27 protein-coding genes and 1 other annotated feature are annotated in these 24,831 nt (G+C 58.6%); of the genes, 10 read left to right on the forward strand and 17 right to left on the reverse strand.

The features are described 5' to 3' along the window. Positions 1-2 precede the first annotated feature (2 nt). Positions 3-1,574 carry a stalk domain-containing protein gene (locus tag B0G52_RS30100; RefSeq protein ID WP_158223948.1) on the reverse strand — a complete coding sequence of 524 codons (1,572 nt, stop codon included), beginning with the start codon at positions 1,572-1,574 and terminating at the stop codon, positions 3-5. Between the two features lie 124 nt (positions 1,575-1,698). Between B0G52_RS30100 and B0G52_RS30105 the strand changes: the two genes are divergently transcribed. Beyond that, a complete protein-coding gene (locus B0G52_RS30105) occupies positions 1,699-2,922 on the forward strand; it encodes a DUF2515 family protein (protein ID WP_158223949.1) in 1,224 nt (407 codons plus the stop codon). Here B0G52_RS30105 and B0G52_RS30110 read toward each other — a convergent pair. From B0G52_RS30110 to B0G52_RS30155, 10 genes are all read right to left on the reverse strand, one after another. Beyond that, positions 2,853-4,478: a putative polysaccharide biosynthesis protein gene (locus B0G52_RS30110; RefSeq protein WP_233163204.1), complete on the reverse strand. Its 1,626-nt coding sequence runs from the start codon at positions 4,476-4,478 to the stop codon at positions 2,853-2,855. The genes B0G52_RS30105 and B0G52_RS30110 overlap by 70 nt on opposite strands. A gap of 26 nt (positions 4,479-4,504) precedes the next feature. After that, complete coding sequence (locus B0G52_RS30115) at positions 4,505-4,990, reverse strand: DUF456 domain-containing protein (RefSeq protein WP_094050135.1); 486 nt, start codon at positions 4,988-4,990, stop codon at positions 4,505-4,507. A 4-nt stretch (positions 4,991-4,994) separates the two neighbouring features. Next, the gene (locus tag B0G52_RS30120) at positions 4,995-5,738 is read right to left on the reverse strand and encodes a Cof-type HAD-IIB family hydrolase (protein ID WP_094050215.1); all 744 of its coding nucleotides are present in this window, start codon (positions 5,736-5,738) and stop codon (positions 4,995-4,997) included. 297 nt (positions 5,739-6,035) lie between these two features. Continuing rightward, the gene (locus tag B0G52_RS30125; RefSeq protein ID WP_094050136.1) at positions 6,036-6,920 is read right to left on the reverse strand and encodes a metal ABC transporter permease; all 885 of its coding nucleotides are present in this window, start codon (positions 6,918-6,920) and stop codon (positions 6,036-6,038) included. Continuing rightward, positions 6,917-7,864, reverse strand: a complete 948-nt coding sequence (locus B0G52_RS30130) for a metal ABC transporter permease (RefSeq protein WP_094050137.1) — start codon at positions 7,862-7,864, stop codon at positions 6,917-6,919. Before B0G52_RS30130 ends, B0G52_RS30125 begins: the two co-directional genes overlap by 4 nt. A gap of 6 nt (positions 7,865-7,870) precedes the next feature. Further along, positions 7,871-8,662, reverse strand: coding sequence for a metal ABC transporter ATP-binding protein (locus tag B0G52_RS30135; RefSeq protein ID WP_094050138.1), 792 nt, complete (start codon positions 8,660-8,662; stop codon positions 7,871-7,873). A gap of 17 nt (positions 8,663-8,679) precedes the next feature. Beyond that, the gene (locus tag B0G52_RS30140; RefSeq protein WP_094050139.1) at positions 8,680-9,630 is read right to left on the reverse strand and encodes a metal ABC transporter solute-binding protein, Zn/Mn family; all 951 of its coding nucleotides are present in this window, start codon (positions 9,628-9,630) and stop codon (positions 8,680-8,682) included. Positions 9,631-10,068: 438 nt separating this feature from the next. Continuing rightward, positions 10,069-12,165, reverse strand: a complete 2,097-nt coding sequence (locus B0G52_RS30145) for a peptidoglycan D,D-transpeptidase FtsI family protein (RefSeq protein ID WP_369827165.1) — start codon at positions 12,163-12,165, stop codon at positions 10,069-10,071. Beyond that, positions 12,162-13,310 carry a transglutaminase domain-containing protein gene (locus B0G52_RS30150; protein WP_094050140.1) on the reverse strand — a complete coding sequence of 383 codons (1,149 nt, stop codon included), beginning with the start codon at positions 13,308-13,310 and terminating at the stop codon, positions 12,162-12,164. The genes B0G52_RS30145 and B0G52_RS30150 overlap by 4 nt, the downstream gene beginning before the upstream one ends. Before the next feature lie 5 nt (positions 13,311-13,315). Then, positions 13,316-13,750, reverse strand: coding sequence for a hypothetical protein (locus B0G52_RS30155; protein ID WP_094050141.1), 435 nt, complete (start codon positions 13,748-13,750; stop codon positions 13,316-13,318). 183 nt (positions 13,751-13,933) lie between these two features. Here B0G52_RS30155 and B0G52_RS30160 point away from each other — a divergent pair, with 183 nt between their 5' ends. The 3 genes from B0G52_RS30160 to B0G52_RS30165 all read left to right on the forward strand — a co-directional run bounded on the left by B0G52_RS30160 (position 13,934) and on the right by B0G52_RS30165 (position 15,926). Then, positions 13,934-15,148 carry an MFS transporter gene (locus tag B0G52_RS30160; RefSeq protein ID WP_094050142.1) on the forward strand — a complete coding sequence of 405 codons (1,215 nt, stop codon included), beginning with the start codon at positions 13,934-13,936 and terminating at the stop codon, positions 15,146-15,148. 180 nt (positions 15,149-15,328) lie between these two features. After that, positions 15,329-15,418 (forward strand): sporulation protein YjcZ, encoded by a 90-nt coding sequence (locus tag B0G52_RS36785; RefSeq protein WP_369827166.1) that lies wholly within the window; start codon positions 15,329-15,331, stop codon positions 15,416-15,418. Between the two features lie 148 nt (positions 15,419-15,566). Further along, a complete protein-coding gene (locus B0G52_RS30165; RefSeq protein ID WP_094050143.1) occupies positions 15,567-15,926 on the forward strand; it encodes a DNA primase in 360 nt (119 codons plus the stop codon). A 74-nt stretch (positions 15,927-16,000) separates the two neighbouring features. Here B0G52_RS30165 and B0G52_RS30170 read toward each other — a convergent pair whose 3' ends face one another. Both B0G52_RS30170 and cyoE read right to left on the reverse strand, forming a co-directional pair. After that, the gene (locus B0G52_RS30170) at positions 16,001-16,723 is read right to left on the reverse strand and encodes an SCO family protein (protein WP_094050144.1); all 723 of its coding nucleotides are present in this window, start codon (positions 16,721-16,723) and stop codon (positions 16,001-16,003) included. Between the two features lie 4 nt (positions 16,724-16,727). Then, entirely contained in the window at positions 16,728-17,585 is an 858-nt protein-coding gene (gene cyoE, locus B0G52_RS30175; protein ID WP_233163206.1) for a heme o synthase, read from the reverse strand. A 319-nt stretch (positions 17,586-17,904) separates the two neighbouring features. Here cyoE and gerQ point away from each other — a divergent pair, with 319 nt between their 5' ends. Further along, a complete protein-coding gene (gene gerQ, locus B0G52_RS30180) occupies positions 17,905-18,354 on the forward strand; it encodes a spore coat protein GerQ (protein ID WP_233163215.1) in 450 nt (149 codons plus the stop codon). On the opposite strand, the gene B0G52_RS30185 is transcribed toward gerQ, so the two are convergent. Further along, on the reverse strand, positions 18,324-18,617 hold the full coding sequence (locus B0G52_RS30185) for a hypothetical protein (RefSeq protein ID WP_094050146.1): 294 nt from the start codon (positions 18,615-18,617) through the stop codon (positions 18,324-18,326). The genes gerQ and B0G52_RS30185 overlap by 31 nt on opposite strands. Before the next feature lie 94 nt (positions 18,618-18,711). On the opposite strand from B0G52_RS30185, the gene B0G52_RS30190 reads away from it, so the two are divergent. Then, complete coding sequence (locus tag B0G52_RS30190; RefSeq protein WP_094050147.1) at positions 18,712-19,695, forward strand: metal-dependent hydrolase; 984 nt, start codon at positions 18,712-18,714, stop codon at positions 19,693-19,695. Between the two features lie 129 nt (positions 19,696-19,824). Here the strand turns inward: B0G52_RS30190 and B0G52_RS30195 are convergent, their stop codons facing one another. Further along, positions 19,825-20,028 (reverse strand): alpha/beta-type small acid-soluble spore protein, encoded by a 204-nt coding sequence (locus B0G52_RS30195; RefSeq protein WP_094050148.1) that lies wholly within the window; start codon positions 20,026-20,028, stop codon positions 19,825-19,827. Positions 20,029-20,117: 89 nt separating this feature from the next. On the opposite strand from B0G52_RS30195, the gene B0G52_RS35765 reads away from it, so the two are divergent. Next, on the forward strand, positions 20,118-20,291 hold the full coding sequence (locus B0G52_RS35765; RefSeq protein WP_158223950.1) for a DUF5325 family protein: 174 nt from the start codon (positions 20,118-20,120) through the stop codon (positions 20,289-20,291). On the opposite strand, the gene trpS is transcribed toward B0G52_RS35765, so the two are convergent. Beyond that, positions 20,288-21,286, reverse strand: coding sequence for a tryptophan--tRNA ligase (trpS, locus tag B0G52_RS30200; RefSeq protein ID WP_094050149.1), 999 nt, complete (start codon positions 21,284-21,286; stop codon positions 20,288-20,290). The genes B0G52_RS35765 and trpS overlap by 4 nt on opposite strands. Positions 21,287-21,339: 53 nt before the next feature. Further along, positions 21,340-21,615, reverse strand: a binding site (T-box leader). Positions 21,616-21,763: 148 nt separating this feature from the next. On the opposite strand from trpS, the gene B0G52_RS30205 reads away from it, so the two are divergent. The 3 genes from B0G52_RS30205 to B0G52_RS30215 all read left to right on the forward strand — a co-directional run bounded on the left by B0G52_RS30205 (position 21,764) and on the right by B0G52_RS30215 (position 24,276). Next, a complete protein-coding gene (locus B0G52_RS30205; RefSeq protein WP_233163208.1) occupies positions 21,764-22,903 on the forward strand; it encodes a permease in 1,140 nt (379 codons plus the stop codon). A gap of 13 nt (positions 22,904-22,916) precedes the next feature. Continuing rightward, positions 22,917-23,987, forward strand: a complete 1,071-nt coding sequence (locus B0G52_RS30210) for a TIGR03943 family putative permease subunit (protein WP_158223951.1) — start codon at positions 22,917-22,919, stop codon at positions 23,985-23,987. 76 nt (positions 23,988-24,063) lie between these two features. Next, positions 24,064-24,276, forward strand: coding sequence for an alpha/beta-type small acid-soluble spore protein (locus tag B0G52_RS30215; protein ID WP_094050152.1), 213 nt, complete (start codon positions 24,064-24,066; stop codon positions 24,274-24,276). Positions 24,277-24,363: 87 nt separating this feature from the next. On the opposite strand, the gene B0G52_RS30220 is transcribed toward B0G52_RS30215, so the two are convergent. Next, positions 24,364-24,762 (reverse strand): O-methyltransferase, encoded by a 399-nt coding sequence (locus B0G52_RS30220; protein WP_198960760.1) that lies wholly within the window; start codon positions 24,760-24,762, stop codon positions 24,364-24,366. Positions 24,763-24,831 lie beyond the last annotated feature (69 nt).

Consider the following 24,831-nt stretch of genomic DNA (forward strand, 5'->3'; position numbering starts at 1 on the left):
CCTTACAGATCGCGCGCAACCTGCAGAACAAGCTCGCCGTATTCCAGCTCGACGACGTCGTATTCGGCGCCGAGCAGGCCGAACAGATCCTTCGCCGATACATAGGTGATATTCGCTTCGTTCACGAGCGGATGAGCCAGCTTGACGGTCTCTCCGTTAACCGTCGCTTGGTCGGAATCTTTGCGCAGAACGATCGATTTGTCCGTCGGCCGATCGTAGAACCGAATCTCAAGCGGTCCGTTCGAGGACGTTTCGAGCTTCGGACGAATGTCGAGCTTCCGAAGCGTCTCGCGCAGCGGCACGAAAGCTTCGCCGTTCTCGTCCACGTAGAACGGAATGCCCCACTCGCTGCTCAGCTCGAAGCTCTGATCGTCGATTTTGAACTCGTTTTTCAGCAGATCGTACAGCACCGAATCGGTCTCGAACAGCCCGACGACCCGGTAAGCGTCGTAATCGTCCAGCTCTTCTACGGAAAGGGCGGTCAACGGCGCCTCCACCGCAGGCACCTCGACGTTCCCGTTTACGTTCCAGTTCTCCCCGGACGCGCGCACTTTAATGCTGCGAACAGGGCTATCCTCTTCCGCGAACGCCGCCGGAGCGATAATCGCCTCGAAGAACGACTTGCGAATATGGAGCGAATCGTCCACGTACAGATCGGTTTTCAGCGTAATGCCTTTATCGAATATTTGCTTCCACTCGTCCTCTTCCCGGAACTCCTTGAGACTGGCCACCGCGTCTTCCAGCCCCGAGAACAGGCCTTCGGATGCACCTTCCGCAATCGCATCGATGTCGACGCCTTCCGCGTCCAATGGAGGCACTCCGAACGCCGACTTCAACTCGGGAGGCAAGTCTCTCAGCCATTCGAAGAGGCCGACGATGACGGCCTTGAAGCCTTCCTTGTCCCCGATCAAATTTTCCAAATAAACCGGGATCAATTCCCCCAACTGCTCGCCGTTCAGCTCCGCATGCACCTTCGTCAGGCCTGTCTGCACGCCGCGGATCGGCTCGTTCACCCGGTCTACGGTAATGACCGGAGGATTAGGCAACCCTTTTACGAAATAAGGAGCGACGGTTTTGACCAGCCCCCGCACCGATTCCGTAAGCGCCTGCTGAATGTCTCCGCTCGCCCCGGCTCCCCCGCCAAGCGCGCCAAGCGCTTCTCCCAGATAATCGGGAAGCTCCAGGACAAGCGGTCTCTTCGCTCCGTCCACGTCGATTCTGATCGCCTTGTTGTCCGAATGGAGCGTAAACGGGATGCTGCCCTTGCTCGTGTCGAGCACGCCCGTCACCCACTGATTGCCCCGGTCGTCCACTTTGGCGTGAGTAATGTCCAGTTTCATTTTCCTGAACAACTCGACAGCCTTACGCGCCTCTTCGTCCTCAAGAGCAAGCAGCTCTTCGTTGACCTCGATCTCCAGTTCAAGGGACAGCGATTGCTCCTGCTGCGCTACGTCCAGTTGCTTAAGCAGCATGTCGTTCAGATTAAGACCGCCCACCGATTGGCAGCCGACGATAATGGCTAACAATAATGCGCATACTACCCATCCAAGCCTTTTTGACGTTCTAATGTTCACGAATGATTTTCCCTCCCGTAAAATAGCTGGCCGGCGACGCTCAGAACAAGCTAACCAGCCTCATCTTACTTCGACGAACAGACTTGGGAATCCTGCCCATTTCATCGTCGTCGCCGAAAGGAGTGTGCTTTCTATCACCATCGGCACGATCCGACAACTTCTCGCCGCAATGGCGGGCAAAGCAAGCGGCCTCTGGCATTCCCGCCGCCTCGTTCGCGAGCGGCAGCCGCTCGTCTGCGAGCCCCGCCCGCAGCCTTCCCCGAACCTCCCCGCAGCGTCTTCTTACGCGATGGAGGATAAACAATTGGTCGAGCTCATCCGCCGCGAGACGGCCGCGCTCAATCGCAACAACGTGACCCGTACGGCGGCCTACTTGGAGATGTACCGCACGTTCCCCGAGCTGCACTGGGCGTTCCTCGCCCATATGGTGTCGCGCAACGGGGGCTGGAACATGACCGATTTGAAGGGCGAATGGCTTCCCCGCTTGCTGGACTCCCGGCTGGCCGAAGCGATTTTCCGAATGCTGGAGACTTGCAACGGCCTGATCTTCAAGGACGCCTATCCGCAATTGCGGCTGTACGCCGAGAGCAGACGCAGCGGACGCAATCTGTTCGGTCTGCTGTCCGAGTTCGGGGTGTCCGAATTTATGCCGCCGTTCTGGGACCGGTTTCTGACAGACGGCAATTCGGTTCCGCTTACCGAAGCGCTTATCGTCAACGAACAGAACAACATCCAGCTCCGCGTCCTGGACGAGCCTTACTACAAACGTACGGTTCTGGATTCCGCGGTGTTCCGAAGCCTGCCTCTGCTTCAGACGAATCAGACCGTCTTTCCTCTGTGGCGCGGCGAAGCTTCGAGAGAAGCCCGACCGCTGCGGCTGGCAGGCAGAGTGCTGGAGAGCTTCGCCGATCTACGCGAACGAATCGAATTCGGCATCGACTTGTACGGCGTGTTGTTCGGCTACCCGCGCGTGCTGAGGGCGGCCGTCTCCTTCGCCCGGCATGTTCCGCATACCGGTTCGAGGGCCGATTATTGGCCTCACCGCTTCGCGACGCGCGCGAACGGCAAAAACGGCGAATTCGCCGAGGCGGAGCAAGCCGCCGGGAATTCGCCGTGGTTAAGCCCGAGCCTTGCGGAAGCGTGGCCCGACAGGCCGCTGTCCGAGACGCGGGAGCAAGACTGGTATCGCGACCGCGAAGCGCTGGACTACATCCAGACGGTCCGCCCGCCTCGCATCGTCGATCTGACGCACGAGCATCTGCTCGGACAATACAAGCTTCAGACGGCCGTTCTTCTCGCCCGCAGCTTCATGAACGGGGCCAGAAGCCGCCGCACCGGCTTGGGGTAGGTGGAGATCTCCTCTGCCGTCACGACGCCCAGGTAGACGAGCAGAGCCGGATACAGCACGGCAAGCAAGCCGCCCATGACCACGCATGCCAAGAAGAATGCCACTTTCTCCGGCAGCCCGCCGCAGATTGCCAGAACGGCCCATTCCGCGAAGCCGATCGCGGCCCCCGCGATCAGAACCGCCAGCAGGAACGGAAGCCAGCGTTTGCCCAGGAACTTGAAGCGCGAACGCTTCCTCAGGCTGAGCACGTTAAAGGCGAGCGCCCAAACAAAGCACACCGTCGTTGCCGCGATAATGCCGTACACCCCCCAGATCGGTGCGAGCGCGAAGCTGAGCACGACTTTGAGCACAACGCCGGTGAGCGCGTGCATCGTCGCCTTCTTCGGCTCCGAGATGCCAAGCAGAATCGAGTTCGTGACCATCATGCCGATCTGGAAAATGGTGCCGAGCGTCAGCATCGCGACGACCTGGCTGCCGATCGGCTTCTCGAACAGCAAGCCGTTCACGCTGTACGCGCCGACGCCGAGCATAAGCACGACGGGCATTCCGCTGAACAGCGCGATGCGCACCGCCAACGACGCCTGCTGGCCGACCTTGTCGGCGTCCCGCAAAGCATGGGCGGACGAAATATGCGGAATGATCGACTGGCTGAGCGCCACCGCCAGAATGATCGGAATGCCTGCGATCGATTGCGCGTTCATCCCGTACACGGCCGCCCAGTGATTGATCGTCTCCTGCTCGAAATGGCCGACCGTCAGCGACTTGATCATGAAGTTGTCCAGCGTGTACAGAAGCTGCACCGTAATGCCGGTCATCACGACCGGAATGGATAGGTTGAACAGCTCCTTGTAGATGGAGCGCAGACGCAGCGGGCGTGACGAATCGGGCTGCAGCCGGGGCTCCAAGCGGTCGCTCTTCTTCAGCTTGCGGGAGTAATACAGCATCACGGCGAAAGCGCCAATGCTGCCGAATACGCTGCCGAAAGCGCCTCCAGCCGCGATGCCCTCCTCGTTGGCCGGGTTGATCGAATAGAATGCGTAAGCGATCACGACGGCGGCCACGACGCGCAAAATCTGCTCGACGATCTGCGAGATGCCACCCGCGGTCACGAATTGCCGGCCCTGGAAATACCCCCGCATCATCGCGATCATCGGGAACAAGAGCAGCGACGGCGCTATGGCGCGAATGGCGGTCGCAGCCTCCGGCTCCTTCAGAATCGATGACGCGATCAACGGAGCGATCAGCCACAGACCGATCGTGATGACGACGCCGGCGATCGCCCCGAACAGCATGGCGGCTCGGTACACTTGCTGCGCTTCCTGAACTCGTCCGACGGCGTAGCGTCCGGATACCATTTTGCTGACGGCGCTCGGAATGCCCGCGGTCGCCACGATCAACAGCAGCAAATAGATGGAGTTCGCGTTGTTGTAATAGATGTTGCCGAGATCATCCATCAGATAATCGAGCGGCACCCGTTGGAAAATGCCGAGCGCGCGCGCGACGAGAGCGGCTGCGGCCAGAATGAGCGTGCTTTTGAGTAAGGTGTCTTTTTTCAAGGGAACGGGAACCTCTTCGCTATAAATTAATTAAAAACGAGCCAAACGATGAACAGAACGATCATCGAGGCTTGCAGCAGCACCTTCACGACCGTGCTAGTGAACAGCCCGACGAGCGAGCCCCAGCCGACCTTCAGCGCGCGGTTGAACTCGGAGCCGTGGATGAGCTCGCCTAGAATGGCTCCCGCGAACGGGCCGATAACCAGCCCGAAGGCCGGAATGATGAAAGGTCCGATCAGAATGCCGATCGTGCTGCCGATGACCGACGCTCTGGAGCCTCCGAACTTCTTGACCCCCCACGCGTTCACCATGTAATCCGCCACGAACAGGACGACCACGATCAGCGTCTGGATGATCCAGAACCACCAGCCGAACGGCTCGAACGAGAAAAACCAGCCATAGACGAAAAACGCCGCATAGATCGCCAGGGCGCCCGGAAGAATCGGATAGATCGCCCCGGCCATGCCGACCGCGAACAAAGCTACGATAAGTATCCAGCCTAGAATGTCCACTGGTTCACGTCCTCAGAACGTATTGTCGAATCACTTGGGCGACGCCGTCTTCCTGGTTCGTCCCCGTCACGGCGTTGGCTGCCAGCTTCACCTCGTCCTGCGCGTTGCCCATCGCCACTCCGAGCCCCGAAGCGCGAATCGCGGCGATGTCGTTCAAGCTGTCGCCCACCGATACGACTTCGGACATTTCGAAGCCTTTGAGACGGCACAGCTCCATCAGCCCCGTCGCTTTAGACACGCCCTGCGGGTTGACCTCGATGTTGAACGGCGAAGAATTGGTGATCTCCAGTCCGTCCCAAGCGCTGATTTCCGTCAAAATGTCCTTAAGCTGCGCAACGTCTTCCGTATAGTAGCCGAACTTCAGCCATTCCTTGGCGGCAGGCTCGTCGGTCCACATTTCTTTGTTGAATAGACCCTCGGTCGAGTACGCCCAAAACCAGACGTCCGGATGGTTCGCGGCCACCTCGTGCAGGCGAATCACCTTGCCCGCATCGAGCGTCGTTCTTCTGTGCAGCTCGTGGGGTTTGTTCCAAATCTCGCCCCCGTTGACCGTAATCATCGGCGAATCCAGCCCCAGCTTCTCGACGATCGGGAGCGCGCCCTGGAAGCCTCTGCCCGTGGAAGCGCAGACCAGCACGCCGGCTTCGACCGCATGCCGAATCCATTCCGCGTTCGTCTCGCTCACTTCGCTGCGATCGTTCAGCAGCGTGCCGTCCAAATCCAAAGCCAACAAACGATACTGTTTCATTTCGTATGCCAATTTTTCAACCCGCTTCCTGATGCGTTCTGTCTGCCATATAACGTCCATTTTATCATAGTTCGCCCGCTGAATCGAAAAAAAAGAAGAGCTGAGGCTGTTCTATAAGAAGCAGAGTCGTACAGAACGATTATCGATGGATGATGTTCATGGGCATCTATCTCCTTCCATGTGTCCAGGAGATAGATACCACTCTTTTTTTCCATCGATAATCTCGTACGCCCTTACTTATAGTACAGTTCCAGCTCTTGATCGCGACACGTTGGTAACGGCTGTCAGCCGCAGGCTTCAGTAGGCTTCGCGGGCCGCGGAGACGCGCTGTCTCAGCTTGCGCACGACGAAGCCGTGCGACGGGGAGAACAGGAAGGCGAGCACGAACATCACGCCCGCGACGCAGACCATACAGCCCGCGATCGACGCGTCAAGCGCGGCTGCGGCGTAATAGCCGCCGACCGAGCTGATGACGCCGATGACGAGGCTCAGTCCGATCATCGCGCCCAGCCGGTCCGTCAGCAAATAAGCGGTAGCCGGCGGCACGATCAGCAGGCCGACGACGAGAATCGCGCCGACGCTCTCGAACGAGCTGACCGTCGCCATGGACACCAGCCCCATCAGCACGTAGTGGAACAGCGCGACCGGAATGCCGATGGCGGCCGCCAGCGCCGGATCGAACGCGCACAGCTTGAATTGCTTGTAGAACAACGTAATGAGGACCACGATAATAAACAAAGTAATTCCGAGCAGCCATACCGCCTTCGGTCCCAGATCGACCCCGCCCAATACGAGGGTGTTCCACTGCACGTAGGCGATCTCCCCGTACAGCACGCAGTCCAGATCCAGATCGACATGCTGCGCGTTGAGGCTGACCAGCAGCACGCCCGCCGCGAACAGCGAAGTGAAGACGACTCCGATCGAAGCGTCGTTCTGCACGCCGCTCTGCTGGAACAGTTGGATGAGAAAGACGGTCAGGAAGCCGAGAATCGCCGCACCGAACAGCATGAAGAAGGAATCCCTCGAACCGCTGACCAGAAACGCGATCACGATGCCCGGAAGCACGGAGTGGCTGATCGCATCGCCCACGAGCGCCATCCGGCGCAAAATGAGAAAGCAGCCCAGAATGCCGCAGCAGGATGCGACCAAAGCGCCCGTCAGCATAATCCAAAATCCGCTCATGCCGACACCCCCCGTTCCTTCGCAGATGCGCCGACTCCGGCTCCCGATTGCTTGGCGTTCTCCGCCGCCCAATCCCGCTTGGCGGTGCGCCGGCGGACGAGCTTGGCGATTACGCCGCGCTGAGGTCCGAACAGCACCGAAGCGACGAATACGGCCGTCGCCGTCAGCACGCTGAGCGGCCCGGTCGGAAGCTGCGCCGTGCCCGCGCTGACCCAGGTGCCGATCGCGCCGCTCAGCGCGCCGAACAAGCCGGACAGCACCGTCATGACGCCAAGCCGGTCCGTCCAGTATCTGGCCGATACCGCCGGCGTGATCAGCAGCGCCGCGACAAGCACGACGCCCACCGCTTGAATGCCCACGACGACGGCGATTGTGACGAGCCAGAGCAGCAGCTGCTCCAGCGTCGCGACCGAGAAGCCCAGTCCGCGGGCATACCCCGGATCGAAGCTGATCAGCTTGAATTCCTTGAACAGCAATGCGCAGACGACGATCAGCACGACCGCGACGCTCGTCATCGTGTATACGTCCTTGGCCGTCATCGAAGCCGCCTGCCCGAACAGAAACTTGTCAAGCCCGCTCTGGTTGCCGTAGGAGCTGTGCTGGATTTGCGTCAGCAGCACGATGCCAAGACCGAAAAACACGGACAGCACGATGCCCATCGCCGCATCCTGCTTGATTCGGGAATATCTCGTAATCCAGCTGATGCCCACTGTGGCGATCATGCCGGCGACGATCGCGCCGATCATGAACAGTCCGACGGACTTGACCTCCGTCAGCATGAAGGCGATGCAGATGCCGGGAAGAGCGGCGTGCGCCAGCGTATCCCCGATCAGGCTCTGCTTGCGCAAGTAGGCGAACGTGCCGACGACGCCGGTGCTGATGCCGAGCAGCATGCTGCCGAGCAAGATCCATTGCAAGTTCGGATCGGTAATCAGGTTAAGCATGGCCCCTCATCCCCTTCCCGCGATCAGGACGGGCTCGTCTTCGGCGTTGGCATGGCTTTTGAGAAATGTCAATCTTCCTCCGTACGCCTTCTGGAGCATCTCCTCCGTGAAGGTCGAAGACGTCGGCCCGTATGCGACCAGTTCGCCGTTCAGCAGCATGACCGAGTCGAAATATTGCTCTACCGTCGCCAGGTCATGATGCACGACCAACACCGTCTTGCCCTGCCGCTTCAGCTCGTTCAGCAGCTGGATGATCGCTTTCTCCGTGGCGGCATCCACCCCCGCGAACGGCTCATCCATGAAATACAGCGTAGCGTCCTGGGCCAGCGCCCGGGCGAGAAATACCCGCTGCTGCTGACCGCCGGACAACTGGCTGATCTGCCTTCCCGCGAAATCGGCCATGCCGACCTTGGCCAGACACTCCATGCCGATCGCCTTTTCCTTCGCGCCGGGTCTTCTGAACAAGCCCAGCTGTCCGTACCGGCCCATCATGACAACATCCAGCGCGTTCGTCGGGAAGTCCCAATCGACCGACTCCCTCTGCGGGACGTAGCCGACGAGTTTGCGCTGCGTTTTATAGGGCTTGCCGTACACGAGCGTCTCTCCGCTCAGCGACGGCTGCAAGCCGAGAATCGCTTTGATCAGCGTCGATTTGCCCGCACCGTTCGGTCCGATGATTCCGATCAATTCGCCCTCCGTCACTTCGAACGAGACGTTCCGCACGACGGGCTTCTTCTGATACGCCACCGTCATATTCGTTACGGTCAGCGGCGCGATGCCTGATTTGTTCGCTGCCATCGTCTGTTCTCCCCTCTCTATTTCAAAGCTCCGACAATCGTATCCACGTTATGCCGGACCATTCCAATGTATGTTCCTTCTTCCGTTCCGCTCTCGCCCATCGCGTCGGAGAACAGCTCTCCGCCGATTTTGACCTCGTGGCCCAGCTTCTTGGCGCCTTCGATGACCGCTTCGATCGACTTCTTCGGCACGCTGGATTCCACGAACACCGCTTTGATGCCCCGCTCCACCAGCATATCCCGCAGCGCGGTCACGTCCTTGGAGCCGTATTCGGCCGCCGTGCTGATGCCCTGCAAGCCGACGACTTCGATCGCATACGCATTGCCGAAATAGCCGAAGGCGTCGTGCGCCGTCACCATTACCCGTCCCTGCTCGGGAATCGTCGCGATCTGCTCCCTCGCGTATTGATCCAACTCTTCGAGCTTCGCGAGATAGGCGTCCGTGCGCTGGCGATATTCGGCTTCGTGCGCGGGATCGTTCTCGATCAGCGTGTCGCGGATCGTCTCCGTCGCGCTCATCCACAGCTTCACGTCAAACCAGACGTGCGGATCGAACGTGCCGTCTCCCGTCGTCAGCAGCGACGACTCCGGAATGTTTTTCGTGACGGGTACGACCGACTTTTTCTTGCTCATCTTCTCGAAAATTTCCGTCATTTTGCCTTCCAGATGCAATCCGCCGTACAGAATGACCTTCGCGTCCTCCAGCTTGGCAATATCTCCTTGAGATGCCTTATATAAGTGCGGATCGACTCCCGGGCCCATCAGCCCGATCACCTCGACGCGATCGCCCCCGATTTCCTTGGCGACATCGCTGATCATGCCGATCGTGGCCGTCACATGCAGCTTGCCGTCGTCCTTGAACGCCCCCGAGCCTTGCCCGCAGCCCGTAACGACAAGGGCGGCCGGTACGACCAGAAACAACAAAGTCATAATAAATCGTTTAATCGATGATGGCATTCGTCTCTTCATCGTGCAGCTCTCCTCCCGGTGTATCTATCTCTTTGCCTCAAACAACTGTTTTGCTAGTACGACGAATACTTTCCTGTAGGACTCTTTGTTTATATTATACAACTAAGTTTACCGAGTGCAACATTTAAAATAAAAAAAGCAGCAGTAGGAGCGACTGGGGGCAAGTTGGCGAGCGATTAGCGGTCCGGCAGGCCGCTAAAAAGGGCTGTCCCAAAAGCAAAGAGAGACGTACCGAGCAATTATCGATAGGTGAATGGGAATGGGCATCTATCTCCTTCCGCTTCTATACGATCCTGAAATGGGAACGGTAAACCCGTCAAAAGGTAATTTCAGGACCGTATGAGGCAGTCTCCAGGAGATAGATGCCCTTCTTTTTTCATCGATAATCTGGTACGCCCCTGCTTATGGGACAGCCCCTTTTTAACAACTGCATATTTTTTACTGGCCGGCGTTCGCCGCAGCATCGTCTCCAACGTCGGCTTGATCGCCGACTTCTCCGTCGATCGACCCCGAAGCCGATTGAACGCCGCCGTACAGCTGCGGACGCGGCGTGCCGTACAGGCCGATCTCCGCATCGTACGCATCGAAAATCTGGCGTGCGATCGGAGCCGCGCCCCAGCCGCCGTAGCCGCCGTCCGGAACGACGACCGCGACCGCCAGCTTCGGCTTGTCGGCCGGAGCGTAGGCGATGAACACCGCGTTCTCCACTCTGCGGCGGTTGCCGACGTCCTGCTGCGACGTTCCCGTTTTCCGCAGAAACGTGTACGGAACGCCATCGAAGCCTTGAACGCTAACCCCGGCCATTCCCTTTTCGATCGTCTTCCAATACTCCTCCGGAATGTCGATCGAATTGAGCATTTCCGGCTGGTAGCCTACGGTGACGTTGCCGTCGACGTCGCGGATTTCCTGCACGAATTGCGGCTTCATCCGCTTGCCGTGACTCGCCAGCGTCGCCGCATACTGCGCCAGCTGCAGCGCCGTATACTTCGCCTGCTGCCCCCAAGAGGACCGGATTAACGCGGACTGAAGGCCTTCGGTCTTCGTGCTCTTGAAATAGTCGACGACGCCTGCGGATTCGCCCTGAAGCCCGCTGCCGGTTGTGACGCCCAATCCGAACTGCTTCAAGTATTCATCCCACAAGATCAAGCCCGAATCGCCATCATATTGGAAAAGCCTATTGCCGATCATCGCCGACATGAAGGCGTTGGACGACTTCGCGATAGCTTCCCACGCCGTAATCTTTCCGTTGGCCTTATTGCTGGCGTTCCAGATGCGCACCTCGTGGCCTTTGCGCCCGAATTCGAAATAGCCTTGGTCGGTATACGTCGTGCTCGTCGTGAACAGCTTCTCGTTCAAGCCGATCAGCACGGACAGAGGCTTCTGCGTGGAGCCGAGGTACACCAGGGAGGACGGGTGATTTTTGCGCTGCTCGTATTCCTCGTACGGAGGCTGCACCTCGCGGATCGTGCCGTTGTATTGGAAAAACGTGATCGCGTCCAGATCCTTCTGGCTGATCCCGCCCTGCCATACGCTCGGATCGTAGTCCGGCATGCTCGCCATCGAGATCACTTTGCCCGTGTCCACTTCCATCGCGACGGCGTAGCCGGTCGTCGGATGCGCGCTCTCGTACTGCTTGCCTTTGGCGTTATACACGAATTTGATATGGTCCATAATCGCCTGCTGCGTCGTCAACTGTACTTTGCGGTTGATCGTCAAATACAGATTTTCGCCCTTGACCGGCTTCGTCAGCTTCATCGGACCGATAATTTCGCCCTGGTTGTTCACCGGATACTCCTTGATGCCGTTGCTGCCCCGAAGCTCGTCCTGGTACATCAGCTCCAGACCGTCGAACCCCACTTCTTCCTCATTGATGTAACCTAGCGCCTTATTCGTCTGTTCCTTGTCGATCTCCTTGTATTTGTCGAGGGCTTTCGCTCCGCTCAGCTTCTTCATATAGCCGACGAGCTGTACGGCGATGCGGTCTTCGCTGTACTGGCGAATGCTCTCCTCGACGATGTCGATGCCGCTGAACTCCTGGCGGTGCTCGGAGAAGTAGGCGATCTCCTCCTTCGTCAACCCCGTCTTGATCCTTCTGGGCTGATGCGCATAATGTACACGGCCCTTGAGGTCCATATCCTCATAGACGTCCTGCGCTGTCAGCGGCTTGGCGCTCTTGTCGCCCAGCCGGTCGAACACCTCGACAAGCCGCGCGGCAAGCGCCATCGCTTCGTCGTCCTTCATTTTCATATCCAGTGTATAGTACAAAGATTGCGTCGATACCGAGTACGCGATCTCCTTGCCGGTCGAATCGTAAATATTGCCCCGGATCGGAGGAACCGGAACGGTCTTCGAGCCGTTCTTGTACTCCAATTCCTTCAAGTTGTCGCCTTCTACGAACTGCAAGTAAGCCAATCTGACGATCAATACGGAAAACACGAAAAACGTAGCGAAGAAAAACACGTTAAGACGGAAGCTGAAATGCCTCCTGTTGCGGATCTCCCGCTTCTGGGCTTCTTCCGTCATGTTGCTGCTCACCCGGTCACTCCTCCTTGCCGTATATGCGTATCGGCAAATCCGGGAGGATCGAACCAATTGCCCGTCTTTGCCCAAGTGGAATCCAGCGGAATCCATCTCTTTTCTTCAGTCGAATAAACTTCGTTCCAGGCATGCGCCCCGTATCCGCCGCGTCCGTCGTAACCGAGCCCGGTCACGACGCGGACGTCCAGGCCGACCGCGCGCGCCATGGAAGCGTACAGCCGCGAGTAGTCGATGCACACGCCCTTGCGCGTGACGAACGTCGTCTCCGGGTTTTGCTCCCGCCATTCCCCTAAATCCTCGTAAGCCCGAACCTTATCGTCGTCGTACGAAATGCGCGTTCCGACCCAGTCGTACAGCGCCCGCGCCTTGGCTCTGTCGCCTTCCCGATCCTTCGTGACGGTCAGAGCCGCCTGCACGATGTCCTCGGGAAGCTCGGCGTCGATGACGTCGTACCGCTTCTGCCACAGCTGGTCCAGCTCTCCCGACATCGCCTTCGCGAACACCGGCAGCCGCTCTTCCAGCACGTCTCCCGCGGCCGGGCGGATAATCTGCGCCGCAACCTCCCGGTAAAGTCCGGACTGCTGAATGTAATCCGTCAACGGCCCTTGGGGCAGCAGCGCGCAGTAAGCGAACAGAGCCGCCGTAATCAGCAGCGCCCTTCCTGCGCCCAGCGCGGCTCCGAGCGCTCCTCCGGCCGCGCGGCTAACTGCCCCGCCCGATGATGACGGGAAGGCCGAAGAAGACGCCGGTCCCGGCAGAAGCGCCCTTGCCGCCAATCCGGCCACTAGACGAACGAGCGTGTGCACGATCAGAAACAGCGCGGCGAACCGCAGCAGGGGCAGATCCCGCAGCCCGGTTACCGCCGTGTAGAAAAACTGCGACAAAGCCGAAGAGTCCGGGCTCGGACGCGCAATGCTCCGTTCGGCCAGCCACTCCTGCAGCCGCGGCGACAGCTCCGAAGCGGCGATCGCCGCGAGCACGACCGCCAGCACCGTCAGCAGAGTTTCTCCCAGAAAGGAGGCGAGCCGCCTGACGGAGCCCGAAGCGCCCCGGCGAATGCCCTGGTACAAGGAAAGAGCGATGATCGAGAGCAGCGCCCAGGTGACGAAATTGGCGTCGACGACCGTCCCCCAGCCCTTCATCCCGCTTACTTCGCCGAAGCCCGCGCCTTCGTGACAAAGTCGCGTACCTCGCCTTCCATTTTCCACGTGCCCAACGAAATGCCGCGAAGCTTAACGGAGACCTCCCCCGAGTTCGGCACCCCGGTCAGCTCGAGATTGTCCGTCGTAATCGTGTAGGAGCCGTCCGCGTTCGCCGTGTAGGTCGCCGCGCTCGCTTCGCCCGCCATCAGCTTGATCGCTTGATCCTTGGCTTCCTCCGACACCTTGGTGCCCACTTCCTTGATGTCGGCGATCGAGTAACCGCCGTAAGTCACGATGCCGATAACGATTGCCGCGACGAGCACCCACTTGAGCACCGTTTTGACCACCTTGATCACGATCAGAATCGCCACGATCGCCACCACGATCACGATCCAATTGTCCTGCAGGAACGTCAGCCAAGCGTCCGTATCCAGATTCATCCGATCTCCCCTCCATGAAAAAAAGTCGTCTCTCGAATTTCGCATAGTTCCTATTATACCGTAACCGTTCGGCCGCAGTAAACGACGGGCATATCCGCCGGAGGTCTAACGTAAAAGTAGGATAAGCCGCGGTTGCGGACAAGGGGAGCCTCGTCCCCATATTGACTAGGAGGTTCAGGAAACATGAAAACCGCCGTATGGCTTTATTTATTTTTGTTCGTGGCGTTTTTCGATCTGCACGCTCAATATCCGATGCTTACTCCGTTCGCCGTCTCGCTCGGAGCGGCTCCGTCGTTCATCGGGCTCGTGATGGGCATGTATTCGTTGACGCATCTGCCCGGCAACCTGATCGCCGGAATCGCCGTCGATCGCAAAGGAAGCCGGCTGTTCATCGCCTTAAGCCTGATCGGCGCGGGCATTCTGCTGCTCTTCCAAGCCCGCGTGACGGACCCTTGGCAGCTTCTCTATATCCGCTCGCTCAGCGGTTTCGTGCTTGCCTTCCTGTCCCCGGCCTGTATGTCCCTGCTCGCCAGATTGGCGAAAAACCATATCCAGCAAGGCAAGCTGATGGCCGGCAACGGCCTCGTGCACACGGTCGCCTCCGTCGTCTCCCCCGCGGCGGGAGCGATCCTCGCCGCCAAGCTCGGCTTCAGCCAATCTTTCGCCCTGCTCGGGTGGGTGCTGCTCGTTACCGGCATTCTGTCGCTGTGGTTCGTCAAGGAGCCCGCCAGCGTGCCGCAGCCGGCCGCCGGAGGTTCCTCGCAAGCGCCCGGCGCGTCCGATTCCCCGGCAGGCCAGCCTTCCCCTGAGGAGAAGACGCCAGCGCCAGCGGTCGGAGGATTCCCCTGGGCCGTATTCATGCTTCCGATCGGCATGGCGTGCGCGCAAGGCATACTCGCCTTCGAGCTGCCTCTGCGCGGCACGGACGCCGCGACGATCATGAGCACCGGCATCTTGTTTTCGATCATCAGCCTCGGCTCCCTCGTAACGCTCGGATTGCTGTTCCTGAACCGGTACTTGCCGTATTTCCGGACCGTCATCGGCGTCATGCTGCTGGCGATCTGCTATTACGGACTGGCCTCCGACTGGCCGGTTCCCCTGCTCGGGCTGCTGTTCGTAATCGGCATGGCCAAGGGCGTCATCTTCCCGGCGATGACCTCGTTCCTGCTGCAGCTGAGCGGTCCGTCCCGGTACGGGCGGACGTTCTCGATTTTGTCCATTTCGCTGTCGATCGGCGCCTTCCTCGGCCCGGTGGCGGCCGGGGCGGTCAGAGAGCATTTCTCGCCCTATTTTTTATCCTTCATCGCGCTGATGATCGCTCTGACCTTCCTGTTCCCGCGGGCCGCCTTCAAGTCGAACTGGAATCCGGGGGCGGCGCTCCCGCCACACGCCCATTGACCCGAATCCGCATACGCCCGTTCCCTCCCCCGATTCCGGCAAAGAGATTGCCCGGATCTGGGTATCCGCACACTTCGCGCCCGGGGCATTCGCATATGGTGTATGACAGCCCATGCCCGCCCGGCCCTCCCAGAGCCGAAGTCGGGCCGAATCGGAAGCTGAAGGAACGGGGTGACCCCTATGTCCCAATTCACAGCGGGAAGCGGCGCGACAACGACAATCGTGCTCGTGCTGTTCATCCTTCTCGTTCTCGTGCTTCGCGCCCACTAGGACGCGAGCCGATCGCCGCCGCCTCGGCCGACGCCTGCCGCGGCGGCCGACCGCGGTCGGGAACGGGACAAGCAGCCGGGCCGACGCAACAATTCCCGAAAAAATGGTACAATAAAGAGCATATCCCTTAACGTCCGGAGGAACCGCCTTGGATATCGCCATCATCGTCGAAGGAAAAAATGACAAAAGCCGCCTCTCCCGCGTTCTCGCCCCGGAAGTGCCGATTCACTGCACGTTCGGCACCTTGAATACGGATCGCATCGAGACGCTGCGCCGGGCGGTCGGAGACCGGCACGTATATTTGTTCACCGACCACGACGCTTCCGGACGGCGCATTCGGGGCATTCTGCGCGACGTGTTCCCGGACGCCGATCATATTTACACGCGACGAGGATACATGGGCGTCGAAGGAACTCCGGAGGAATACTTGATCCAACAGCTGGAGAAGGCCGGACTCGAGGAGTACATCGTTTACCCCGAACCGGACGGGCATTTTCGGCTGACCTGAACTGCAGGCGCACACAGACAAGGGCCGTTCCGCAGTCCACACGACTACGGAACGGCCCTTAGGCGTTTTCTCGATTACAGAACGCTTTTGATTTTCTTCACCATATCGCTCGGGCTCAGCTTCTCTTCCCCCGTAGCTTCCAAATCGATATAATCGTTGGCCGATATCCAGTCGCGGATCTGCCCTTTCTTGTCGAGCAGCACGATCAGGTTCATATGGCCGAAATTGCCTTCGTTGTCTTTCTGAACGAGAATCTGGTACTTACGAGCCAGGTCCGCCGTCTCCTGCTCGTCGCCCCGCAGGAACTTCCAGCCTTCCGGATCGGCTTCGAACCGCTTCGCGTAGTCCTGGAGCAGCTCCGGCGTATCGCGCTCCGGATCGATCGTTACGGATAGGAACTGCACGTCTTTGCCGAACAGCCCTTGTTCTTTAAGCTCGTCCTGCACTTGGGACATGACGAACGTCGTCGGCGGGCAGACGTCCGGACAATTCGCGAAGAAGAAATAGAGCAGTCTTGCTTTGCCGTTCGTACCGCTCAGCGACACGGTCTCGCCGTTCATATCGGTGTAGGAAAACTCGGTTCCCTGCCCCTGTACGGGAAGCTCGTCCTTCTTGTTCTGCTGCTGCAAAATAAAGTACCCCATCACGAGGCACAAGAGAAGCACGACCAGCGAGAAGCCGTAACGCCCCAGCCACGATCTCTGCGGCCCGTCCTGCTTGACCGGCTCCACGACAACGTCCGCTCCGGCGCCTGCCGGCTGCTCGGCCTGAGCCTTCTCTTCCTTCGATAAATCCATTTCCTTACACCCCCGTCGTATTCAACACCATCGTCAAAAACATGATCATCAAATAATTGATCGAAATCATAAAATCGGTTTTCGCCCATTTCTCGTCGTCCTTGGCGCGAAGTCCCCCAACCGCGTGCACGAACCAGACCGCGGCGATTCCGACGGATAAAACAAGGAAATAAATGCCTACGTAATCGTAGTAGTACATCAATATCGATGCGGGAATGAGCAGCAAAATGTAGGGCAGCATTTGCCATTTCGTTCTCGTCACGCCTTTGACGACCGGCAGCAGCGGAAATCCGGCGGCTTTGTACTCTTCCTTGCGGCGGATCGCCAGCGACCAGAAGTGGGCGGGCTGCCACAGGAACAGCAGCGCGAACAAAATCCAGGCTCCGGCATCGACTTCGTTCGTCACCGCACAGTAGCCGATAACCGGCGGCATCGCTCCGGAAACTCCCCCCACCGACGTGCTCCAGGTCGAGCTGCGCTTCAGCCACATCGTATAGACGACGATGTAGACGAACATGCCGAGCAGTCCCAGCCAGCCGGTAAGCGGATTGACGAGCAGAAACAGAACGGCGAGGCCCGCGATTCCAAGCGCGATGCCGTAGCCGAGCACGAACCCGGGAGACAGTCTCTTCTGCGGAAGCGCCCGGTCGCGCGTTCGTTCCATCTTAAGGTCGAGATCCCGGTCCCAGTAATTGTTGACGACGCAGGACGAAGCCATCGTCAAGGTCGACCCGATCAGCATCCAGACCAGAATCCATATATCCGGGTCCCACTTGGAAGCGACCCAATAACCGCCGAAGGCGGCAATCAAGTTCAAGCGGATAATTCGCGGCTTGGTTAGAGCCACTAGATCTTTAAGCACGGAGCTCCTCCTCATACCTGATGTCTGTTCAATGATACCGCAAATCTTCAAGCATTGACAATGTTCGCCTATCCGAGTTCATCAAATCGCCACTACATGGAAACGGGCGGAGGAACCCTGCGGGAAAAATCGATTCGCCCAGTCACACAATCCGGGCCGCCTCAATACACTGTATTGCGACAATCGCCCAGCACCTTCGCGACTGAAGCGGGCGACTTGACTAAGGGAGGGTGCGTGGACGCGCACAGAGTCCGGGGCGATTGCATGGCGCGGATTGTCCGAACATGTATTAACATCTCAAGGAGGACGTAAACAGATGTTGAATAACAAAATGCCCTGGGGCGGTTATGCCCAGCCCCAAACAAACCTGATGCCCATGAATGCCCAGGCGGCAGGCATGCCGAGCATGATGCCGGCGAACACGATGGTGCAAGGAGCGATGACGCCTCAGTCCGTGCCGTCCGGCGTGCCGGTAACCCCGGTCGGAGTCGGGATGCCCGGATTGCCGGGTCAGCCGGAAGAATCCTATGTCGAGAACATTCTTCGCATGAACCTGGGCAAGGTCGCCACGCTGTACATGACCTACGAGAACAACTCGGAATGGAACGCGAAAATTTTCAAAGGCATCCTGGAAGCCGCGGGACGCGACCACATCATCATCAGCGACCCGGTGACGGGCAAGCGCTACTTGCTGCTCATGCTGAACCTGGACTACATCACGTTCGACGAGCCGCTGAATTACACATTGCCTTTCGGCACCGCCCGCTGACGGAAAGTCCATATTCTCAGCCCGTCGCGGCCGCCCTTTACCCATTGCGCCATCTCTTGCCAGGAACGCCCTTCGCGGCGTTCCTTTTCGATTTCCGCCGCTTCGGCTTCCGTCGCCGTTCTGCGGATTTCGACGAAGACGCCCGGCTGCGCCGTATTCTCGGCGAACTCGACGTTCCTCCATAATTCCGGACGGGCTTCGGCCCATTGGAGGAAACGTTCGCGATGCTCCTCCGGAACGACATACTCGCAAAACAAGATCATGACCTTCGTCTCCCTTCATATTTTATAGCCGTTACGTCCATACTTAACCTCATAAAGTGCGTGTTATGGAACAACCTTAAGGGGGGCTTACGTTATGGATACCGGTACGCATTTCGTGTTTGGTCTGGGCCTGGGCGGGCTGGCCATGACCGATCCCGTCATCGCTTCGCACGCCTACGGCCCGATCGCCATTCTGATCGGCACCGTCGCGGGCTCGAACGCGCCCGACCTGGACGGGCTGCTGAGATTCAAAAGCAATGCCGATTATATCAAAAACCACCGCGGCCTGTCCCATTCTTTTCCGGCGATCGCCGGCTGGACCGCGCTGATCACCGCCGCGGTCTCGCTTGCGTTCCGCAGCATCCCCTGGTGGCATATCGCCTTCTGGGTGCTGGTGGCCGTCGTCGTCCATGTGCTGACCGATCTGTTCAACTCCTACGGCACGCAAGCTTACCGGCCCGTGAGCAAACAATGGGTGGCCTGGAACATCATCCACATTTTCGATCCGTTTATTTTCTCCGCCCATCTGTTTGCGATCCTGCTCTGGATATCCGGCATCGCCGTTCCGCAAGTCATTTTTCCCGTTCTGTACGCGCTGCTCGGCATTTACTACGGCTGGCGAACGCTCGTGCACCGAAGCCTGTCCAAGAAGATCGCCCGGCAAGACCCCGAGGGCCAGCCCGGCGACCGCTATACGCTGCTGCCGACCGTCTCGCTGTACCGCTGGAATCTCGTCCGCATCTCCACGGATTGCACGTACGGCATCGGGGAATGGAATCATGGGAAAATCAAGTGGCACGACGTGCTGAAATGCGACGAGCATCCGGCGATCGACGCCTCCAAGCAGCATGTGGACGTCCAAGCCTTCCTCAGCGTCACGCCCTTCCCTTGCGGGCATGTAAAGCCGCGCACGTGGGGATACGAAGTCCGCTGGGTCGACGTGCGCTACCGCTACCGGAAGCAGTATCCGTTCGTGGCCGTCGTTCTGATGGATTTGAACCTCCATCCGCTGCAATCGTACGTCGGCTGGCTGAGCGACGAGAGGCTGGAGAAGCGGCTGCGCATGAACACTTATTAAAGCTGGATCTTATCGGCATAAGGAGGAGCTGTCTCATCGGACAGCTCCTCTTGACGTTTGCTTGCTCAAGGCGCACAATATGAAAAGCCCGAGGGGTTTCCTCGGGCTTTCGGTCCGAACCGATAGTTCTTAGCGACCGGAAAGTTGTTGCTCGGCAATTTGGACAAGCTTCTTGGTGATATAGCCGCCAAGGGAACCTGCATCGCGGGACGTTACGTTGCCGTAGTATCCGTCAGCCGGAATTTGGACGCCCAGGGATTGGGCTGCTTCCACTTTCATGCTTTGCAGTGCCGCTTTTGCTTGCGGTACAACGAGTTGGTTGCTTGATGCCATGATTGAAATCTCCCTTCGCCTTAATGATTGGTTTGCAAGCTTGCCAACTTAGTATGCTAGATACGAAGAAAAATATGCGAGGTGAAATCGTGAGTAAAACTTTGTCACTTCTGTTCGCCGTTTTGTCCGTGATCGGCATGCTCGCAACGGGTTTCTCGATCGGCTACAACGTATGGCTGGCGCTGCTTTTCGGCGTCGTCACCCTGGCCGTTACGGGGTTCGGGTTCGTCCTTAAGGCGAAGCTGAGAAAAAAATCCGCTTAGCGAACGAGCGGCAGGAAGCCCATCGCTTCCTTCGCCTTGGTCAGCGTCTGCTCGGCCAACGCGTTGGCGCGCTCGGCGCCGTCCCGCAAAATGCGGTGAATTTCCCCGGAGGAACGCACGTCCGCGTAAATGCGCTGCATCGGCTCGAGCGCCGCGACGACGACTTCGGCCAAATCTTTTTTGAATGCGCCGTAGCCCTGACCGTCGTACGCAGCCTGAACTTCCTCGACCGTTTTGCCCGAGCATTGCGCGTAGATCGTCATCAGATTGCTGACCTCAGGCTTGTTCTGCACGTCGTACACCACTTCCCGGCCCATGTCCGTCTTGGCTCGGGATATTTTTTTGCGGATATCTTCCGGCGTGTCGAGCATGGAGATGTAGCTTCCCGCGCTCGGGCTGCTCTTGCTCATTTTCTTCGTGCCTTCCTCCAGCGACATGATGCGCGCTCCCTGCTTCGGAATGAACGGCTCCGGGATGACGAACGTGTCGCCGTAACGGTGATTAAACCTTCCTGCCAAGTCGCGCGTCAGCTCCAAATGCTGCTTCTGATCGTCGCCTACGGGAACAAGCGTCGGATTGTAGAGCAGAATATCGGCCGCCATCAGAGCCGGATAGACGAACAGCCCCGCTCCCACTGCCTCTTTACCCTCGGATTTGTCCTTGAATTGCGTCATCCGCTCCAGCTCGCCCATGTAGGACATCGTCGTTAACAACCAGCCGAGCTCGGCGTGCGCCGGTACGTGCGATTGGATGAAAATCGCCGCCTGCGACGGGTCGAGCCCCGCCGCCACGTACAGCGCCGCCACGGACTCGGTCTGCTCCCGCAGCGCCGCCGGCTCCTGCGGAACCGTAATGGCATGGAGATCCGCGATCATAAAGTAACAGTCGTGCTCATGCTGCAGGGCGACGAAATTTTTCATCGCGCCGATGTAGTTGCCGATCGTCAGCTTGCCGCTGGATTGAATGCCGGATAATACGCGTTGCTGCTTGGACATCGTCAAATCGCTCCTTTTTCTCATCTCGGGAAAAACAAAAAAAGCCTTCCTCCGTTAGGGACGAGGAAAGCCGTGGTACCACCCTAATTCGTATCGCGACGCCAAAGCTTTGACGCGATACCTTATCGTTCCTGTAACGGGGAACAGTCGGGAAAGCATGGGACGGAAAGCTGCCGCCGCGTCGCATGAGCGTTCGCGCGGTCGTCTTCCATCGTTTCGCTTCCGGCTCCAAGATCCATTCCGCAAGGCGTGCGTGCCGGCTTTCAGCCAATCGCCGGCTCTCTGTGAGCGCTCCATCCAGGCGTACTTGTTCTCTTCATCGCCGAATATACTTTAGTTGTTACCCATTATACCCCGCCAAGCCGCTTTGTCAACCGTCATCGGGCGGTTCGGGCGATTGCAAGTCATGAATGACGGATGTACAAGCATAAGGTATAATAATCGTAATGCTTACTATTAGGGATAGGGTGTGAAGTCGTGCCTAACGGTTGGATGAGATGGACTACCGCAGCGGCTTCGGTCGTATGCGCCGCGCTGCTGGCGTTGATTTTTTTCGGCCGGGATTTGTCCGAGTGGACCTGGACCTTGGACAATACGAAGCTGCAAAATTTCAAAATCATTTTCATCAGCATCATTCTCGAAGCGCTGCCGTTTCTGCTGATCGGCGTCATCGTATCGGCGCTTCTGCAGGCGTTCGTGTCGGACGAGCTCGTGCGCAAGCTCACTCCCCGCAATCCGGTGGCGGGCGTGCTGTTCGGCGCCTTGCTCGGCATTATTCTGCCGCTCTGCGAGTGCGGGATGATCCCGATTGTGCGCAGGCTCATGCGCAAAGGGCTGCCCGCATACATAGGCCTTATCTATATCGTCGCCGGCCCGATCATCAACCCGGTCGTGTTCGGCGCCACGTTCCAGGCGTTCCGCGCGAACGAAAGTCTGGCATACTCGCGCTTCTATCTGGCGTTCTTCGTCTCCGTCGCGCTTGGGTTCATTTTGTACGACCGTCTGAAGCAAAGCCCTTTGAAGCCCGATCGCCCCGCCGCGATCTCCGCCTCCGCGCAATCGGGGACCGCTTCCGGACACAGTCACGGACATGGACAAGACCATCGTCATGACGACCATGGACACAATCACCATCATGGTCATCAGCACGAGCATCAGCACAGTCACCATCACGAGCACCACCACGTCGACAGCAATGCGCCGTTTCTCAAGAAACTGTCCGCGACTCCGTCCCACATCGCCGACGAATTTTTCGAGATGGGCAAATATCTGATTCTCGGCTCGCTGATTACCGGGTTGATGCAGACGTTCATCACGCGCTCGTCGTTCGCGGCCGTCGCCGACCACGAGCTGCTGTCTCATCTGTTCATGATGGCATTCGCCTACGTGCTGTCGCTCTGCTCGACTTCGGACGCGTTCGTGGCGGCTTCGTTCGGCAATCTGTTTCCTCCCGCGGCGCTTCTGTCCTTCCTCGTGCTCGGGCCGATGCTCGACTTGAAAAACACGCTGATGATGCTGGCCGTATTCCGCAAAAAATTCGTTCTGAAATTCAGCCTGCTGATCGCCGTACTCGTCCTGATCGGTTCGATTGCGTTCGATCGGCTGGGAATCGTCTAAGGAGGTTTTCCCTTTGCCTAAATCATCCGCCGCTCTGGCTTTCCACTATTTGGCGAGAGCGATCTTGCTCTCCGGCTTCGCGCTGCTGATCGTCCATCTTGTCCGTTCCGGCAACCTGAACCTGTACATCGCCCCCCGGATGCAGCTGATCGTCAAGCTGTCGGCGCTGGGGCTTTACGCGGTCGCGGCTCATCAGCTCTATTCGGCCATTCGCGCCTTCTTCGACAAAGACAAGCACGGCGGTCCGGATTGCGACTGCATGCATGAAATGCCCGTGACGTGGGGCAAGAGCCTGCTCTTCTACGGCTGGTTCGCGCTGCCGCTGATCATCGGCTACGTCGTGCCCGACGGGCTGCTCGGCAGCAGCATGGCTTCGGCCAAAGGCGTGCAGTTCGCTCCTCAAACTACGGTCGTGAGCGAACCTCGGACCGCACGGTCCGAGACCGTTCCGACGCCGCCGTCGGTCGAGCTGCCCTCTCCAAGCGCGAGCGCGCCGGCGGCTGAGCCGGACCCTGCAGAACAGGGAAGCGCCGGAACGGATGCCACAGAGCAGGAAGCGACCGAGCAGGAAAACAGAAAGCCCGATGCGCCCGTCGCACTGGATCGCGAGCTGTCTCCGGAGGAGCTCGACCTGCTGTTCCCTTCCGACAATTTTACCGAAGCCTACGCCGCTTACGGCAAAAAGCTTTTCCTAAGGGATGTCGTGCAGGTCACGCCGAAAAGGTTCATCGAAACGCTGACGACGGTCGATCTGTACCGCGACGCGTTTCTCGGCAAAACGATCGAAATCAGCGGCTTTGTCTACCGCGAATCCGGCATGGGCCCGCAACAGTTCGGAATCAGCCGCTTCGCCGTCGCCTGCTGCTCGGCGGACGCTTCGCCCTACGGCGTCATGGCGACGTTCGCGGGTGCGGACGAGCTTGAGACGGACGAATGGGTATCCGTGACCGGGACGCTCGGAACGACGATGTACAACGACATTGAGATCATCCAGATCGACATCGCCGACTTCGTCCGAATTCCCGCTCCCGGAGATCCGTACGTCTCCCCGGATTTCGACTTCGGACTGGAACAGTTGGAGTGAACGAATGGGAAATCTGTCGAAAAATGAATAGCCCTCCCAATAACGTCCATACTACGTTCAAAGGAGGTGAGCGACCATGGCACGCAGCAATTCCCTCGTCGTTCCTCAATGCGCGCACGCGTTGGAAAGAATGAAATTCGAAATCGCGCAGGAGCTCGGAATTCAGCTTCCGCAGGACGGCTATTACGGCAACTTGTTGACCCGCGAAGCCGGCTCCATCGGAGGTCAAATTACCCGCCGCCTTGTTCAAATGGCCGAGCAGCAGCTCGCCGGACGCGCCGGACGTTAAAAACACAGCGAAGGGGCTATCCCGTCAAGTCGAACATTCAACTCGCGGTAGGATAGCCCCTCGATTTTTACGTATGTAATGCCCCCGTTACCCGTTGGAAGCTTCCCTGCGGTCCCGGTTTTTCGGAGAATAACGGAACATCAGGTTCGCCATATTGTAATTGGATTCGAACTGCACGCTGACGAATACCCGCCCCTGCTTCAACACGAAATCGTACGAAATTTCTCCGTGCGTCCAGCCGCTCTTGTGCCTTAGCGCTTCGAGCGCCAGCTGCCGCAATTCGACTACCTGCTCCGCTGTCATTCCCGCGGCGATGGGGGCGCGATCGCTGCAGTCGACGGGAAGATGGCGGATGCCGAACCGGCCGACCGAATCCTCCCGAATCTGCAGCACGATCGTTCCGGCGACCATTCCCTTAAGCTCTCCCCCCAGTTTCTCCAAAGCCATGTCGATCTGACGGGCTAAAGAAATTTGATTAAACGTCATTATTCTCCTCCTTTGGACTCAGTTTCTCTAATACTTCCCACAAACCCAAAGTATTCCATTTGCGACTTC

It is taken from the genome of Cohnella sp. SGD-V74, assembly GCF_003001675.1.
GTDB lineage: Bacteria > Bacillota > Bacilli > Paenibacillales > Paenibacillaceae > Cohnella.